The sequence below is a fragment of the Arthrobacter psychrochitiniphilus genome (genome assembly GCF_003185915.1).
In the GTDB taxonomy this organism is placed as follows: Bacteria; Actinomycetota; Actinomycetes; order Actinomycetales; family Micrococcaceae; genus Specibacter; species Specibacter psychrochitiniphilus.
This window is the reverse complement of record NZ_QHLZ01000001.1, coordinates 501,113-517,563: the sequence shown is the minus strand read 5'-3', so window position 1 is coordinate 517,563 and position 16,451 is coordinate 501,113. Positions and strand designations below refer to the sequence as shown.

Annotated in this window: 15 protein-coding genes and 1 tRNA gene; all 16 read left to right on the top strand. The window is 60.3% G+C overall.

Annotated features, from left to right (window positions below; all coding sequences use genetic code 11):
* Positions 1-45 precede the first annotated feature (45 nt).
* The 16 genes from CVS29_RS02240 to CVS29_RS02165 all read left to right on the top strand — a co-directional run bounded on the left by CVS29_RS02240 (position 46) and on the right by CVS29_RS02165 (position 16,385).
* The gene (locus CVS29_RS02240; RefSeq protein ID WP_110104937.1) at positions 46-453 is read left to right on the top strand and encodes a cytidine deaminase; all 408 of its coding nucleotides are present in this window, start codon (positions 46-48) and stop codon (positions 451-453) included.
* A complete protein-coding gene (locus tag CVS29_RS02235) occupies positions 450-1,760 on the top strand; it encodes a thymidine phosphorylase (protein ID WP_110104678.1) in 1,311 nt (436 codons plus the stop codon). The genes CVS29_RS02240 and CVS29_RS02235 overlap by 4 nt, the downstream gene beginning before the upstream one ends.
* Positions 1,761-2,057: 297 nt before the next feature.
* Positions 2,058-3,059 (top strand): DedA family protein, encoded by a 1,002-nt coding sequence (locus CVS29_RS02230; protein WP_245932012.1) that lies wholly within the window; start codon positions 2,058-2,060, stop codon positions 3,057-3,059.
* A 48-nt stretch (positions 3,060-3,107) separates the two neighbouring features.
* Positions 3,108-4,325, top strand: coding sequence for an adenosine deaminase (locus CVS29_RS02225; protein WP_245932011.1), 1,218 nt, complete (start codon positions 3,108-3,110; stop codon positions 4,323-4,325).
* 4 nt (positions 4,326-4,329) lie between these two features.
* Positions 4,330-5,037, top strand: a complete 708-nt coding sequence (locus CVS29_RS02220; RefSeq protein ID WP_245932010.1) for a MazG nucleotide pyrophosphohydrolase domain-containing protein — start codon at positions 4,330-4,332, stop codon at positions 5,035-5,037.
* Positions 5,038-5,243: 206 nt separating this feature from the next.
* Positions 5,244-6,524, top strand: coding sequence for a phosphopyruvate hydratase (gene eno / locus CVS29_RS02215; protein WP_110104676.1), 1,281 nt, complete (start codon positions 5,244-5,246; stop codon positions 6,522-6,524).
* 218 nt (positions 6,525-6,742) lie between these two features.
* Positions 6,743-7,495, top strand: coding sequence for an FtsB family cell division protein (locus CVS29_RS02210; protein WP_110104675.1), 753 nt, complete (start codon positions 6,743-6,745; stop codon positions 7,493-7,495).
* Between the two features lie 94 nt (positions 7,496-7,589).
* A complete protein-coding gene (locus tag CVS29_RS02205; protein ID WP_110104674.1) occupies positions 7,590-8,207 on the top strand; it encodes a DUF501 domain-containing protein in 618 nt (205 codons plus the stop codon).
* A gap of 38 nt (positions 8,208-8,245) precedes the next feature.
* A complete protein-coding gene (locus CVS29_RS02200) occupies positions 8,246-9,199 on the top strand; it encodes a Ppx/GppA phosphatase family protein (protein WP_110104673.1) in 954 nt (317 codons plus the stop codon).
* 28 nt (positions 9,200-9,227) lie between these two features.
* Entirely contained in the window at positions 9,228-10,709 is a 1,482-nt protein-coding gene (locus CVS29_RS02195; RefSeq protein ID WP_110104935.1) for a S8 family peptidase, read from the top strand.
* Between the two features lie 89 nt (positions 10,710-10,798).
* Positions 10,799-12,271, top strand: a complete 1,473-nt coding sequence (locus CVS29_RS02190; protein WP_110104672.1) for an NAD(P)/FAD-dependent oxidoreductase — start codon at positions 10,799-10,801, stop codon at positions 12,269-12,271.
* A gap of 158 nt (positions 12,272-12,429) precedes the next feature.
* The gene (locus tag CVS29_RS02185; RefSeq protein ID WP_110104671.1) at positions 12,430-12,930 is read left to right on the top strand and encodes a GNAT family N-acetyltransferase; all 501 of its coding nucleotides are present in this window, start codon (positions 12,430-12,432) and stop codon (positions 12,928-12,930) included.
* Between the two features lie 72 nt (positions 12,931-13,002).
* Positions 13,003-13,078: transfer RNA gene (locus CVS29_RS02180), tRNA-Leu, on the top strand.
* 269 nt (positions 13,079-13,347) lie between these two features.
* Complete coding sequence (locus tag CVS29_RS02175) at positions 13,348-14,064, top strand: excalibur calcium-binding domain-containing protein (protein WP_245932009.1); 717 nt, start codon at positions 13,348-13,350, stop codon at positions 14,062-14,064.
* A 183-nt stretch (positions 14,065-14,247) separates the two neighbouring features.
* Positions 14,248-15,093 (top strand): Bax inhibitor-1/YccA family protein, encoded by an 846-nt coding sequence (locus CVS29_RS02170; protein ID WP_110104670.1) that lies wholly within the window; start codon positions 14,248-14,250, stop codon positions 15,091-15,093.
* 104 nt (positions 15,094-15,197) lie between these two features.
* Entirely contained in the window at positions 15,198-16,385 is a 1,188-nt protein-coding gene (locus tag CVS29_RS02165) for a TerC family protein (RefSeq protein ID WP_110104669.1), read from the top strand.
* Positions 16,386-16,451 lie beyond the last annotated feature (66 nt).

Genomic DNA, 16,451 nt, shown 5'->3' with positions numbered 1-16,451 from the left:
AAGTCTGAGGTACCTGTGACATCCGGTATGGCTGTGAAGGCCGGTATGGCTGTGAAGGCCGGCTCCGTGTGGGAGCCACTGCGCCTAGCCGCCACCGCGGCACTCACCCACGCCTATGTGCCGTATTCCAACTATCCGGTAGGGGCTGCGGCCAGGCTTGAGGACGGGCGGATCGTCTCCGGGTGCAATGTGGAAAATGCCAGCTACGGGCTGACTCTTTGCGCAGAATGCACCATGGTGGGTGCCGCCCGGATGAGCGGCGGCGGCCTGATCACCGAGTTCTATTGCGTTGACGGATTTGGAGAGATCCTCATGCCGTGCGGGCGCTGCCGGCAGTTGCTCTTTGAATTCAGTACGGCGGGAACCCAGATCATGACTTCTTCAGGAGCCAAGACCATGGATCAAATTCTGCCCGACGCTTTCGGCCCCGACAACTTGAAGGAACACTCATGAACGCCCAAGAAACTTTCGCCGCAGTTGACGTGATCGCCACCAAACGTGATGGCGGCAAGCTCACCCCTGCACAGATCATCTGGACCATTGTGGCTTACACGCGCGGGGAGATTGCTGAGGAACAAATGGCTGCCCTGAACATGGCCATTTTCCTGAACGGCATGGACAGGGAAGAAATTTCACAGTGGACTGCGGCCATGATCGCCTCGGGTGAGCGGCTGGACTTCTCCGCTCTGCGCAACCCGGCCGGGGCCCGGATGCCCACCACTGACAAGCATTCAACTGGCGGCGTGGGGGACAAGATCACCTTGCCGCTGGCGCCTCTGGTCGCCGTATTTGGCGCAGCCGTGCCACAGCTCTCTGGCCGGGGGCTGGGGCACACCGGGGGGACCTTGGATAAGCTGGAAGCCATTCCCGGCTGGCGGGCAGATGTGAGCCGCGAGGCCATGATGCGCCAGCTTTCCGAGGTGGGCGCAGTCATTTGCGCAGCCGGTGGAAACCTGGCGCCGGCGGATAAAAAACTGTATGCGCTGCGCGATGTAACCGGAACCGTTGAATCCATCCCGCTCATTGCCTCATCCATCATGAGCAAGAAGATTGCCGAAGGCACTGCGGCGTTGGTGCTGGATGTGAAGGTGGGCAACGGGGCGTTTATGAAGACCGAAGCGCGGGCCCGTGAGCTGGCGCAGACCATGGTGGCGTTGGGCAAAGACGCAGGTGTTAACACCGTGGCGCTGTTGACAGATATGTCCACACCCTTGGGTCTGACCGCAGGTAACGCCATTGAGGTCCAAGAGTCCGTGGACGTGCTGGCAGGCGGTGGTCCGGAAGACGTCGTCGAACTTACCGTCAGGCTGGCAGAGGAAATGCTGGAGGCAGCCGGCATTCACGGTGCTGATCCGGCAGCGGCGCTCAAGGACGGACGGGCCATGGACGTGTGGCGGCGCATGATTCGTGCCCAAGGCGGGGATCCGCAGGCAGCACTGCCAGTGGCTCGGGAGTCGGAGACGGTTTATGCCCCGGCCGATGGCGTGCTCGTGGGACTCGATGCCATGGCCGTTGGGGTTGCCGCGTGGCGGCTGGGTGCAGGACGCGCCCGCAAGGAGGATATTGTCCAGGCTGGGGCTGGGGTGCGTATGCATGCCAAGCCAGGTGCTGTGGTGCGGGCAGGGGAGCCGCTGATGACGCTGCTGACAGACACTCCGGAGAAGTTCCAGGGCGCCAAGGAAGCACTCGAGGGTGCGTTCACGATTGCTCCGGAAAGTTCCCGCCCGGCGAACCGGCTCATCATCGACCGGATCGCCTAACCCCACTACCAACGCTCTCTCACTTAATGGGGTGTTTTGAGGAACGCTCTCTCAACCACTCTCAGGTGATGGGATTGCACCAGCAAAACAGGTGGCCCGGAATCTTTCCGGGCCACCTTTGTTGCGCTATAGAATGTTTTACTCCGTTTGGCGGTTGGTGGTTAGCCGTGGGGTGATGCCGGTCGAGGCAAATTCACCGGAACCGGCACATATGCTCGCGGGGGAGGGCTCTCATTCTCAAGAGGGACTGGGGCAAGGGAATATCCTCCGATGGGTGGATACAGGGGCTGCGCCAACGTGGGAAACTTTAAGGAAGCAACCATCACAGGAGAGGACAAGTCCCCGGTGGATTTTTTGGGCCTCATCGATCAGATCAACGTCACCATTGAACATTCCGCTGCTCAATGGTGGGTGATTCCTGTTGTGGCACTCTTTTGCCTCATTGATGGGTTTTTCCTGTTCCTGCCCAGCGAAACCGCCATAGTAGCTCTGGCGTCCATAGCCTCCCGGGAGGGGTATCCCAATATTTGGCTGCTGATCCTGGGCGCCTCCTTCGGTGCCATCATTGGCGACAATATTGCCTATTGGCTGGGTCGCAGGCTCGGGGTGGAACGCTTCCGGTGGATGCGCTGGCCCCGCAGCGCCAAAGCCTTCGCGTGGGCCGGCAAGGAACTGGAAAAACGTGGGGCTATCTTGATCTTCACGGCACGTTACATCCCGGTGGGGCGGATTGCTGTCAACTTCACGGCAGGCGCCACCCGCTTCCGGTGGCGACAATTCGTGATTCTGGACAGCATCGCGGTTCTAACGTGGGCCAGTTATTCCGTGGCCGTGGGAACATTCGCCGGACGCTGGGTGCACGATAACCCGCTGCTGGGTGTAGTCATTGCCGTGGTCTTTGCCATCGGCATCGGCTTCCTCGTGGACCATGCGATGAAGCTTGTGCACCGCATCTTGGAGAAGCGAGGGCTCAACAGGGATGTGGCTGTGAGTGGAACCGTGTCTGATCTCGGCGCTGTGCCTGCTGTCCCCGATCCCGGATCTGCCGGACCCGATGCGGCCGATCCCGCCGGAACCGTGGTACCTGCTGTGCCCGATCTGCCTGCGGTGCCGGCCGTGTCCGATCTGCCTGCGGTGCCGGCCGTGCCCGCGGCGGCCGCCCCGCCTGCGGTGCCGGCCGTGCCCGCGGCGGCCGCCCCGCCTGCGGTGCCCGCCATCAATGAGCCCGATCAGCAGGAGCTGTTAAGTCCCGTGGGGAACAAAATTGAAGAAGTAGGAACTGGGCCTAACAGGCACTAGAGCGCCGTCAAACTAGCGCAGGGCCCCCCGCATCCCTAGAGTGGGACTGTGACTAACTCAACTTCAGAACACACAGGCATTTCTCTCCCGGGTGTCGATCTCAAATCGCTGCCCAAAGTGTCCCTGCATGACCACCTTGATGGTGGTCTACGCCCCGAAACTATCATTGAGTTGGCTGCCAAAGCCGGGCATACATTGCCGGCTACCGACCCTGAGGAACTGCGCAGCTGGTTCCTCGAGTCCGCTGACTCTGGTTCGCTCGAACGCTACCTCGAGACCTTCGAACACACCATTGCCGTCATGCAGAGCCATGATGACCTAGTGCGGGTCGCTCGGGAATTCGTTGAAGACTTAGCCGAAGACGGAGTGGTCTACGGCGAGGTGCGCTGGGCCCCGGAGCAGCACCTCACCGCCGGGCTGTCCCTCGACGATGCCGTGGAAGCTGTCCAGGAAGGCCTTGAAGAAGGCATGGACGCGGTGGATGAGGCTGGTGGATACATTGAGGTAGGCCAGATCATCACCGCCATGCGCCACGGCGACCGTGGCTCCGAGATTGCCCAACTGGCTGTCCGCCACCGTGACAACGGCGTGGTTGGCTTTGACCTCGCCGGGGCCGAGAACGGTTTCCTGCCTTCCCGCTTCACCGAGGCATTCACCTATTTGGCCGAGAACAACTTCCCTGCCACTGTGCACGCAGGCGAGGGAGCGGGGCTGGAAAGCATCCAGGACGCACTGGTCCATGGCCGGGCGCTGCGACTGGGCCACGGCGTGCGCATTGCCGAGGACATCCACCTTGATGTCCAAGAAGAGGACGGGAACGACGTCGGCACGCTCACCTTGGGTGATTTGGCCCAGTGGGTGCGTGACCGCCAAATCCCGCTAGAGCTGTGCCCCTCCTCTAACCTGCAGACGGGCGCCATTGCGGCCTTTGGAACCACCATTGCCGAGCACCCCATTGACCTGCTGCATCAGTTGGGTTTCAACGTCACGGTCAACACGGACAACCGGCTCATGAGTGGCGTGAGCCTGACCGGTGAGTTCGGGCTGCTCGTGGAAACCTTCGGCTACGGCCTGGACACGGTGCTGGAACTGACCCTGAACGCAGTCCATGCATCGTTTTTGCCCATCGAATCACGCGAACAGCTAGCGGACTTCATCATTGAGCACTTCGAGGACGCCATGGAGGAGATGGACGACTTTGAAGATTCTGAGGAGTTTGAAACGTTTGACGCATCCGATCTAGGCGATGCCGGACGTGACGAGTAGTTACGTGCCTGAACACAACGGGCGGGCCCGCTCCACAGAAGTGGAGTTGGCCCGCCTTGTTGCTGTGGTCCAGGCACTTCGCGAACACTGCCCCTGGACGGCCGCACTGACTCATGAATCACTCACCAGCTATCTGGTGGAGGAAACACATGAGTTCATCGAGGCGTTGGAGCACGGAAACTCCAGTGAAATCTCCGGAGAACTCGGAGACATTTTGCTCCAAGTGGTGCTGCACGCACGCCTCGGCGAAGAATGCGGCGAATTTGACTTGGCTATGGTGGCCCACGGGCTCAGCGAAAAAATGATTCGCCGCAGTCCCCACGTCTTCCACGCCAACGGCACCTTGCAGGAGAGTTTTCCCGCCACCATTGCCGAAATCGAGGAGACCTGGGAGCGGGTTAAGGCCCAGGAACGTGCCGCCTCAAGGCAGAATACGGTGGCCCCGAGTCAGCAATGGAGCCCCTTTGCCGGAATTCCGCACTCCTTGCCAGCCCTGGCCATGGCACAAAAATCAGTGGAGCGGGCCCGGCGGGCATCCCTGCCAGTCCCCGCAGGGACCCTACCCAGCCCCATCGAAACTGAAGAAGACCTCGGAAAGGCGCTCTTCGGCGTCGTGCTGGCGGCGCAAGGTCAGGGGCTAGACCCCGAAAGGGCCCTGCGCCACGCCGTGCAGGAATTCCAGGAGCGCAGCCAGGGCGCCAGCAGGCAGTAGCCAGTCCCAAGGCAGCGATACTCAACGATGTATCGCTACGAAGGTGAGGGAAGTCTCCTGCGCAAAATTTCGTTATGGGGCACCGCCCGGGAGCAACATTCCCGCTTTGAGCGTATTGAATGAGTGCCCCGTCACGCCGTCGGCTAGGATTGAGGCGACAGCGTGGTCGACATCTACTCTACAAAGCTGACTATTAGGAGCGATACGTGGCACTTATTGAAGCCATTCATGCACGCGAAATCTTGGATTCCCGTGGAAACCCGACCGTAGAGGTTGAGGTTCTGCTCAGCGATGGCGCCATGGGCCGCGCCGGCGTTCCCTCCGGTGCATCCACAGGTGCCTTCGAGGCAATGGAACTCCGTGACGGGGATAAGAACCGTTACCAGGGCAAGGGTGTTTTGCAGGCAGTCGAGGCTGTCTTGGAAGTTATTGCCCCCGAAGTTGAGGGCCTGGACGCAACGGATCAGCGCCTGATTGACTCCGTCATGCTGGAACTGGACGGCACCTCCAACAAGTCCAAGCTCGGCGCCAACGCCATCTTGGGCGTTTCCTTGGCCGTGGCCAGCGCTGCTGCAGAGTCCGCAGGCTTGCCGCTGTACCGCTACTTGGGCGGACCCAACGCACACGTACTGCCGGTTCCGCTGATGAACATCCTCAACGGTGGTTCACATGCAGATTCCGACGTTGACATCCAGGAATTCATGGTTGTCCCGTTGGGTGCAGCAACGTTCTCTGAGGGTCTGCGCTGGGGCGTTGAGGTCTACCACAACCTCAAGGCCGTTCTGCAGGAAAAGGGTCTCTCCACCGGTCTGGGCGACGAGGGCGGCTTCGCACCGAACCTGCCCTCCAACCGTGCAGCCCTGGACCTGATCCTGGAAGCCATCAAGCGCGCAGGCTACGAGCCCGGCAAGGACGTGGCCCTGGCCCTGGACGTTGCCTCGTCCGAGTTCTTCAAGGACGGTGCTTACCAGTTCGAAGGCAAGGCACTGACTGCTGCGGACATGAGCGCCTATTACGCTGAGCTTGTTGCCGACTACCCGCTGGTCTCCATCGAGGATCCCCTGGATGAGGAAGACTGGGAAGGCTGGAAGACTCTGACTGAGGCCATTGGCGAGAAGGTCCAGATCGTGGGCGATGACATTTTTGTCACCAACCCCGAGCGCCTTTCCCGCGGCATTGCTGAGAACTCGGCCAACTCGCTGCTGGTGAAGGTCAACCAGATCGGCTCGCTCACCGAGACCCTGGACGCAGTGTCCATGGCCCAGCGCGCCGGTTACACCACCATCACCTCGCACCGTTCAGGTGAGACCGAAGACACCACCATTGCTGACATTTGCGTTGCCACCAACGCCGGTCAGATCAAGACAGGTGCCCCGGCCCGCTCCGAGCGAGTTGCCAAGTACAACCAGCTCCTGCGCATCGAAGAAGAGCTCGACGACGCCGCACGCTACGCAGGCCGCAGCGCCTTCCCGCGTTTCAAGGGCTAAATAGCAACGAAGGCCGCGGGGGCTGGCTAAGGTGGAATTCACGCCTCGCCAGCTTCCGCGGCCTTCTGCGATTAACCCGCGCGTTGCCCGAAGGTGAGAGAGCGTTTGGATATAACGGCCTGAAGGTGAGAGAGCGTTTGGATAAAACGGCCCGAAGGTGAGAGAGCGTTGGAATAATTGCTGCCGGGGAATCTCCGGCGCAGGCAGGTAGGGAAAGCATGGCCACACGACGGCCTTCAGTGCCCAAAGCACAGTTCACATCCGGGCTTCATAACGGCCCGGAAAAACCTGATGCCACGTCGGCTAGCACGACGCCGGCAGCTGACTCTGGTGCCACGCCCGGCTCCGGCGCTGGTGCCGAAGGTTCTTCGGTCCCGGCCCCGCCCCGTGGCAAGCGTGAGCGCCAGCTCACCAGTGGGCCCAACGGGCGCAGCCGCCAGGACGGTGTGATTCACACGGCAGGCACCAGCCCTGTCCCGGCCAGATCATTTTCCGGGCGAATCCTGGTGCTTGTGCTCACCATGGGCGTTTTCACCATCTTATTGGCTCCCAACGTGCACACCTTCATGACTCAACGCAGCGAAATTGCCACGCTGAAAGAAGACATTACCTCCCGGCAGGCGCAGCAGGACGCTTATGCTGCAGAACTTCAACGCTGGGATGATCCTGCCTATATCAAGCGCCAAGCCCGCGAGCGGGTGAGTATGCTGATGCCCGGTGAAACCGGGTACTGGGTGTACGGGGCCAACGGCACCGAGGAAGTCAAAGACTCGGTAGGTGCAGCCAAGTCTGCTGCGGCCGAAGCAACAACAGCCAAAAAAGCTACTGAAGTCACAGTGGAACCGTGGGTGTCTGGCCTGTGGGAGGCTGTCAAGAATTCCGCCAAGGAACAGGTGCCCGTGACGCCCAAGGAGCCCGCTGCCAAACAGCCTGCCCCGGCGGTTGAGCCCACTGCGCCAGCGGCACCCTGATGCCCGGTGTCCGCCCGGCACGCTAAAATAATAGGTTGAACACCCCGGCCGTCGCCGGACAACGCTTGAGAACAGTTCCAGGAAAGGCCCGCCCGTGCCCGAAACCATCAGCTCCGCCTCGAATGGGCGCGTCCCCACGCCACATGATCTGGACAACCTGAGCCGGCAGCTCAACCGCCCCGTGCGCGATGTCGTGGAAATACCGGCCCGCTGCATCTGCGGCAACCCGCTGGTGGCAGCCACAGCTCCCCGGCTCAGCAACGGGATCCCGTTCCCCACCACGTTTTACCTGACACACCCCATCTTGACGGCTGCGGCATCACGGCTCGAAGCCGCCGGTCTCATGAACGAGATGACCCAACGGTTGGAGACGGACACGGAGCTGGCCGCCGCCTACCAGTTGGCGCATGAGAGCTACATTGCAGCACGCGAAGCGATTGGTGAACGCGCCGGAACCGGTCCAGTGCCGGAAATTGCCGGCATCTCCGCCGGGGGCATGCCTACCCGTGTCAAATGCCTTCACGTGCTCATTGGGCATGCACTAGCCGAAGGTCCCGGCGTCAACCCGCTGGGCGACGAGGCCCTAGCCGCAGTAGCCCAGTGGTGGACGCCAGAGTCCTGCTACTGTGCCGGTGCCTGGGACAACGCCGCACCCGTCCCGCACAAGGACCTGAGCCGCCACGTCAAGCATTTAAACCAGCAGAACCCGTAATCAGCACGTCCACGCAGCTTTTCCGAAAGGCCATCAAGATGCGCGTTGCAGCTATTGACTGTGGAACAAATTCGATCCGTCTCCTCATTGCTGATGTGTCCCTAGGAGCACAGGGTGGGGCGTCCTTGAGTGATGTGCACCGTGAAATGCGTGTGGTCCGGCTGGGACAAGACGTTGACGTCACCGGATTACTGGCTCCTGAGGCACTGGTGCGCACCTTCGCTGCCGTGGACGATTACGCCGCCATCATCGCCGCCAACGCCGTGGAACGGGTGCGTTTTGTGGCCACCAGCGCCACCCGCGACGCCGGTAACAGGGACGAATTTGTGGCCGGCATCAAGGCCCGGCTCGGGCTGGAACCTGAAGTTGTCAGTGGTGACCAAGAGGCGGCTCTCTCCTTCGCCGGCGCTGTCAGCGTGCTACCAGTACTGGGGGAGAGCCGCGTCCTGGTTGTTGATCTGGGCGGCGGCAGCACAGAATTCGTTGTGGGTGACGGCAAGGGTGTTGTGGCGGGGGTGAGTACCAACATGGGGTGCGTGCGATTTACCGAAAGGTACTTGAAATCAGACCCGCCCACCGAGGCTGAAATTGCTGCTGCCGAGGCAGCCATCGAAGATAAACTCCAGGAGGTCCTCGCCGCGGTGCCGCTTGCCAACGTCACCCAAGTGGTGGGTGTGGCAGGGTCCATCACCACCATCACGGCGCACGCCCTGGGGTTGGAGAGCTACCAAAGCGAGGTGATTCATGCCGCCGTAGTACCTCTGGAAACAGTGGATGCTGCGGCCACCTCGCTGCTGTCCATGACACGGGCCCAGCGCGCCGAGCTTGGCTTCATGCATCCGGGCCGTGTAGACGTCATTGGCGCCGGAGCCCTGATCTGGCGAACGGTGCTGCGCCGGGTGTCAGAGCTCAACGGCGGGCGCGTGGAATCGGCAACCACCAGTGAACACGATATTCTGGATGGAATTGCCTTGGGTGCAGCCCGAAGCTGACATCCATTCCTTACTGAAACGAGCCCACATGCAGTTAGCCCCACGGTTGCGCGCTGTCGCTGCCGCGCTGATAACGCTTGCCCTGGCCGGCTCACTGGCCGTAGTGGGGGCGCCCGCCGCATCCGCCGATGACATCCGCAACCGCGAGTACTGGCTCCAACAGTCAGGGATCGCAAAGGCGTGGGAACTCTCGCAGGGGGAGGGTGTGAAAGTTGCCATCATCGATAGTGGCATTGACGCGGACCATATAGACCTCAAAGGTGCCGTGGTGGGCGGGATCGACATGTCCGGTGAAGGTAACAAAGAAGGCACCAAGGGCATTGGCGCTGAACCCGAGCACGGCACGCTTGTGGCAACAATGCTGGGAGGCCGTGGACACAACGCCAGTACCGCCAGTCCATCAAAGGCGGCACCAAAAGCCAGCAGCACAGCCAAGGCAAAAGCTACCGTGGGGGCCGGGCCGGACGGGGTCATCGGCGTGGCACCAAAAGCTGAACTCTTGAGCATTTCGGTGTGGCTGGGCAGCGAAAACCCGTCCGGAAGAAACATTGATGACCAGATTCCGGCAGCCGTGACCTGGGCCGTGGACCAGGGCGCCAAGATTATCAACATGTCCCTGGGCAGTTCATCCACAGCCTGGCCGCAGAGCTGGGATGACGCCTTTGCCTACGCAGAAGCCAACGATGTTCTCATTGTGGCCGCGGCAGGCAACCGCAAATCAGGCAGCGAACAAGTGGGTGCTCCAGCCACCATCCCGGGTGTCCTGGCCGTGGGCGGTCTCGATCGAGACGGCACGGCAAGCATCGATTCCTCCTCGCAGGGGATCAGCATTGGCGTCAGTGCCCCGGCGGAGGACCTGGCAGGCGGGCTGCCCAGCGGCGGGTACGCCAGCTGGAATGGAACCAGTGGGGCCGCGCCTATAGTCTCCGGAGTCGCAGCCCTGATTCGCTCCAAATACCCTTCCATGAGCGCTGCACAGGTCATCAACAGGATCATTTCAACAGCCAAGCCCAAGGGGGCGGGTGTCCCCAACGCCATTTATGGCTACGGAATTCTCGACGCCGAAGCGGCCCTGAGCGCCGATGTTCCCGAGGTCACGGATAACCCCATGGGCAGCATCTCGGAGTGGATCCGTGTGCACCGTCGCGGCGCCGTGGTGGCGCCCACCAATGAGGGCGGCACACCCGTGACCTCCAGGCCTCAGCCCAAACCAACACTGAGCGATGCCCACGTCCCTGTGGCGATCACGCCGGAGCTATTGGGCAGCCCCCTGCCTCAGGCATTGGTGTTGGGATCAGCAGGGCTTTTGGTGCTCATCCTGGCTGCTGGCAGCGGGCATCTGTTGCTGGCACGGCGGCGCGTGCGTGCGGGAGAAGCTGGTGGCCCAGCTTACGTGGCAGCTGCGGGAGAAGCTGGCGGGTCAGGTGGCGATTCTGGCTCCGGGGCGGCATCCGAGGCCCCGCCAGAGCCCTCCTTGCGCCCTCGGCAAGGCAACAAACCCAAGCATTAGTGCCGCCGTCGTGCCTTTGGGAAAGGGTGCGGTGAGAATCACAAAAACTCCCTAGTGAATATTTTCACAAACAAATGTAGTATAGAGATATGGCAATCACTCCCACCTTTTCAGCACGTCCGCGCGTCCTCGTAGTTGGCGGCGGTTACGTCGGCCTTTACACGGCGTTTAACCTGCAGAAGAAGATCGCAAAGTTCGGTGGCATCGTCACCCTTGTTGATCCCCTGCCCTACATGACGTACCAGCCGTTCTTGCCCGAAGTTGCCGGTGGCAACATCGAGGCACGTCACGCTGTTGTCTCACACCGCAAGCACCTGAAGGAAACCGAACTCATCCAGGGTTCCGTGACCAGCATTGACCACGAAAACCGCACGGCTGTCATTGCCCCGGTTGACGGCGGCGCACCGTTCGAGCTGCCGTACCATGACGTGGTCATGGCTGCCGGCGCGGTCACCCGCACCTTCCCCATCAAGGGTCTGGCCGAATCAGGCATCGGCCTGAAGACCATTGAAGAAGCTGTTGCACTGCGCAACCAGGTTCTGTCCCTTATTGAGCAGGCCTCCACCGCGACCGACCCCGCCGTGCGCGCACGCGCCTTGACCTTCGTGGTAGTTGGCGGCGGCTTCGCCGGTATCGAGACCATCGCCGAGCTTGAGGACATGGCACGCGCCGCCGTCAAGCTCAACAACCGTGTAGAGCAGTCCGAGCTGCGCTTTGTACTCGTGGAAGCCATGGGCCGGATCATGCCCGAGGTCACCGAGAAGCAGGCACTCTGGGTTGTTGACCACCTCCGCAGCCGCGGCATGGAAGTACTCTTGAACACCTCCTTGGACAACGCCGAAGGTAAGGGCATTAAGCTCATCAACCTGCCGGACAAGAGTGTTGCCCAGGAATTTGACGCCGATACCCTCATCTGGACTGCCGGAGTCATGGCCAACCCCATGGTCCGCTCCACTGACTTCCCGATCGAGCCGCGTGGCCGCGTCTCCGTCAACGCCAACCTGCAGATCACCGGTGAATTCGGTGTTATCCCCAACGCCTGGGCTGCCGGCGATGTGGCGGCTGTTCCGGATGTCACCGGCGGCTTGCCTGATGGCACCTGTGTTCCGAATGCCCAGCACGCTCTCCGCCAGGCCAAGCGCCTTGCCAAGAACCTGTGGGCCAGCCGCTTCAACAAGCCGATGAAGGGTTACAAGCACAAGAACCTTGGTGCTGTTGCCGGCTTCGGTGAATGGAAGGGTGTTGCCAAGATCATGGGCATCCAGCTCAAGGGCCCCCTGGCCTGGGTGGCACACCGCGGCTACCACGGGCTGGCCATGCCCACTGTGGAGCGCAAGTTCCGCGTCATCATGGACTGGTTCGTGGCAATGTTTGCTGGCCGCGACCTGGCTCAGCTGGAATTCCTGGACAACCCGCGCAAGGCCTTCGTCACGGCTGCCACCCCGGCCCCGAAGCCCGCTGCCAAGCCCGCTGAGGTTCCGGCCGCTCCGGCCTCTGAAGCTCCGGCTGCCAAGCCCGCTGAAGCCAAGGTTGAAAAGAAGGAAGAAGCCACGGCCAAGTAGCCAGCACTTCTAAGAAACATACGACGGCGACCCCTCCCACCCTGGAAACAGGCCTAGGCGGGGGTCGCCGTTTTTCACTCTCACGCTGTCTTGGCCTGACGCTGCCAAGGCACCATGGCGCCGAGGGGCTCAAAAAATTACTGCACTAGACTTATCTGATGATCATTCGACGTGAGCAAGCAGGGGATAGGCCTGAGATCCACGCCCTCCTGGAGGCAGTGTTCCCCACTCTCATGGAAGCCAAACTGGTGCGGGAACTCTTTGCCGCCCGGCAATACCTGCCACTGTTGTCGTTGGTGGCGGAGGGGGACCGGGGTGAAATTCTGGGCTATGTCATCACCACGCGTGCCTGGATCGGTGAAGCGCAATCATTGGGTCTGGGTCCCCTTGCAGTGTTGCCGCAATATCAAAAACAAGGTGTTGGTTCGGCGTTGATGAACGCGAGCATCGAGGCGGCGAATGCCATGGGGGAGCGGACTATGGTCCTTTTAGGTCACGCCGAGTACTTCCCCCGCTTCGGTTTTGTCCCTGCCGATTCTCTGGGCATCGTCTCACCTGATCAGTCCTGGGGTTCACATTTCATGGGGCTACCCCTAGCCAACTATGAACCCGGAAGCCACGGAGTGTTCCGCTACGCCGATCCTTTCAACTCGCTCTGACACGCAGTTTCATTGACGGGCAGTGCATCCAGTAGTGTTGACGAGAGCATAAAGGAATTCTCCTGTAAATCAGCCCCAGTAGCCCAATGGCAGAGGCAACAGACTTAAAATCTGTAAAGTGTCGGTTCGAGTCCGACCTGGGGTACCACCAGTCAGCGCCACCGCTTGTGCACACCTGTGGCCTCCCGCGAGTAAGTGCGTGGATTGTTACGAGTTCAGCGAACTTTATTCCACTGCGCAACCCCGCGTTTGAACTAAACATGAGCCATCGTCCTATGCTCGTGATGAAGGCCAACTCGCCGTATTTCAGTTTCTTCTTGCTGTGTGCCGGCGTTTTCCACCCAAGTTGATATTCCGTGGCGATGAGGTGTTGGTCGGCGATTACTCGTAACGCTCAAGCCTGGATGGGGACAGACTGTGAAGAAGAAAATGGCGAAGAGAGCCAAGTTGCTGTGCGGCGGTATTATTCTGGTTGTCCTGACGGGATTGCTAGGTGCTTGTGGAACTGGCGAGGACATTGATGAGGCCTCTTCAACCGGCACCGCTGCCAGTAATGGCTTCACCCTTCCAAACTACGCGGGAAAATCTCTGGAGCTAGCTGTTGAAGCGATGAAAGCCCACGGGATCGAGACCACATTCGTTGACACAGTTGATGGCAAAACAATCTTGTCACCAAAGAACTGGACCGTTGAGAGTCATGACCCGGCATCCGGGGCACTCGTGGCCGAAGGCGAGACCGTGGTGTTCCAGGTATTTAAAGAAGGCGCCGCCGAGGCCAAGGCCAGCGCCGAAGCATCGGCCGTCGCAGCCACAAAGGCTGCGCAAGATGAGCAGGCCAAGGCGGCCGCCGATGAAGCCGCACGGGTAGCTGCCGAAGCTGCTGAGAAAAAGGCCGCTGCGGAAAAGGTTGCGGCAGATACAGCCGCGGCCAATGAGGCTGCCCGGCGTGCGGCTGAGGAGGCCGAGGCCCAACAAGCCCCGCCTATTCAGCCCCTAGTTGAGGTGCCAGCGGCAGTTTATTATGCGAACTGCAGCGAAGCCAAGGCTGCTGGTGCTGCTCCCATGCATGTTGGTCAACCGGGGTACCGGGGACCGCTTGACCGTGACAAGGATGGCATTGCCTGCGACAAGTAGGCCACTGTGACGGGCACAACGCCCAGCGGAGCGCTTTTTTGGTGAGTTAGGTAAACGTTAGGTGAACGAATACTGGCAATGAGCTGTCAATAGCGTCCAGAAGGCACAAATTGTCTCGTCTACGCATCCTGCTTGGTAGAGTTGGAAGATTACTTCACCCCCTATTTTGGAGGCACAGGCACGATGGCACTTGGTGGAAACCCGGTATTTGCCAACAATAAGAACTTCAAGGAAACGCCGGCCGGATATCGCGGCTCCGTCAACGGTGGAGCTGACACCATGTCCGCCCAGGCGCAGTTCTCCGCGCAGCAGTTGCAGGACATGTACAGCAAGCCCTCAGCCAATGCGTCCCAGACCGGCCGGATGACGTACGACGACGTCATCATGAAGACAGTCTTCACGCTCACCCTGGTGCTGGTGGGTGCTGCTCTGGGGTGGATGGTTCCTGCCCTCATGTGGCCCGGCATGATCATTGGTCTGGTGCTGGGGCTGGTGAACTCCTTCAAGAAGGAACCGTCACCGGTGCTGATCTTGGCCTACGCACTCTTTGAGGGCTTGTTCTTGGGTGGCCTCTCGGGCTTGCTAGAGGGCGTCTACCCGGGCATTGTTGTTCAAGCCGTGCTGGGTACCTTGAGCGTCTTCCTTGTCACCTTGGTGCTGTTCCGCAACGCGAAGGTCCGTGCCACACCGAAGATGACGCGTTTTTTCATCATCGCGCTCTCTGGCTACGCCCTCTTCTCGATGATTAACTTCTTCCTCATGGTTTTCAACGTCACCACCACCCCTTGGGGTATCAATGGCATGAACATTCCGGGAACAAACATCCCGTTCGGCGTGGTCATTGGCCTGTTCGCGATCGGCTTGGCAGCATTTTCGCTGATTGTGGACTTCACCTCCATTGAGCAGGGTGTGCAGCGTGGGGTGCCCACCAAATATTCCTGGACGGCCGCCTTTGGCCTCACGGTCACGCTCGTGTGGCTGTATGTGGAGATCCTGCGCCTGCTGGCCATCTTGCGAGGCAATAACTAGCCCCTCCCACCCCTTCTTTTGACAACGCCCGGCCCCTTGGACCGGGCGTTGTTTACATACTGAAACCACTTACATACCTTGTTCGAAACTAGCGAGAGCAGCTCATGAACGTATCCCCTCTGATCTGGGGCATTACCATTGTTGTCATTTTGGCCTTGTTGGCCTTTGACTACTTCTTCCACATCCGAAAGGCGCACATCCCCACGTTGAAGGAAGCGGCCATCTGGTCCTCCATTTACGTAGGCTTGGCCCTAGTCTTCGGAGTTGTGGTGCTTGCCTTCGGTGGCGTCACCATGGGCGGGGAGTACTTCGCCGGATACATCACCGAAAAGGCCCTGAGCGTTGATAACCTCTTCGTGTTCTTGGTCATCATGGCCAGCTTCAAGGTTCCCCGCGAAGACCAGCAAAAAGTGCTGCTCTTCGGCATCGTCTTTGCACTGATCGCCCGCACCGCCTTCATTTTTGCCGGCGCAGCACTGATCAACACCTGGTCCTGGATGTTCTACATCTTCGGCATCATCTTGCTCATCACGGCAGGAAACCTGCTCAAGGAAGAAGACAGCGGCGGCGACGACGCTGATAACTTCATCATCAAGCTTGCCAAGAAGCTCTTCAATACTTCTGAAAAGTACGACGGCGACAAGCTCTTCACGAAGATCGACGGCAAAAAGGTCCTCACCCCGATGCTGCTGGTCATGGTGGCCATTGGTGGCACCGATCTGCTCTTCGCTTTGGATTCCATCCCGGCCATCTTCGGGCTGACCCAGAACGTGTACATCGTCTTCACCGCCACGGCGTTCTCCCTCATGGGTCTGCGCCAGCTGTACTTCCTGCTAGATGGCCTACTGGACCGCCTGATCTACCTTTCCTACGGCCTGGCTACGATCCTGGCGTTCATTGGTGTGAAGCTCGTGTTGCACGCGCTGCACGAGAACAACCTGCCGTTCATCAACGGTGGCGAGGCCGTCCCGGTGTTTGAAATCGGCACGGGGCTGTCCCTGACCGTGATCATCGGAGTCCTGGCAGTGACCATCATTGCCTCGCTGGTGAGCAAGTCCGGCAAGGCGCAGACGGTGTTCAATAACGCCCGCCGCCATGCGGATAACTACCTGGACTTGGATTACACGGCTGATTCCGCTGAGCGGGAGCGCGTGTACAGCATGCTGATGGTCGAAGAAAAGACGATCAGCACCATGGAGCCTAAGTACCGCGACAAGCACAAGGACTCCGAGGAAATCCTGATGCAAATCGCCCAGGCACAGCAAACACACCGGGACCACCTGAACAAGTAGTCCGGCGTCAACACAAAGGCCGCGCCCCACATACTGTGGGGCGCGGCCTTTGTGCTGACGATGCGC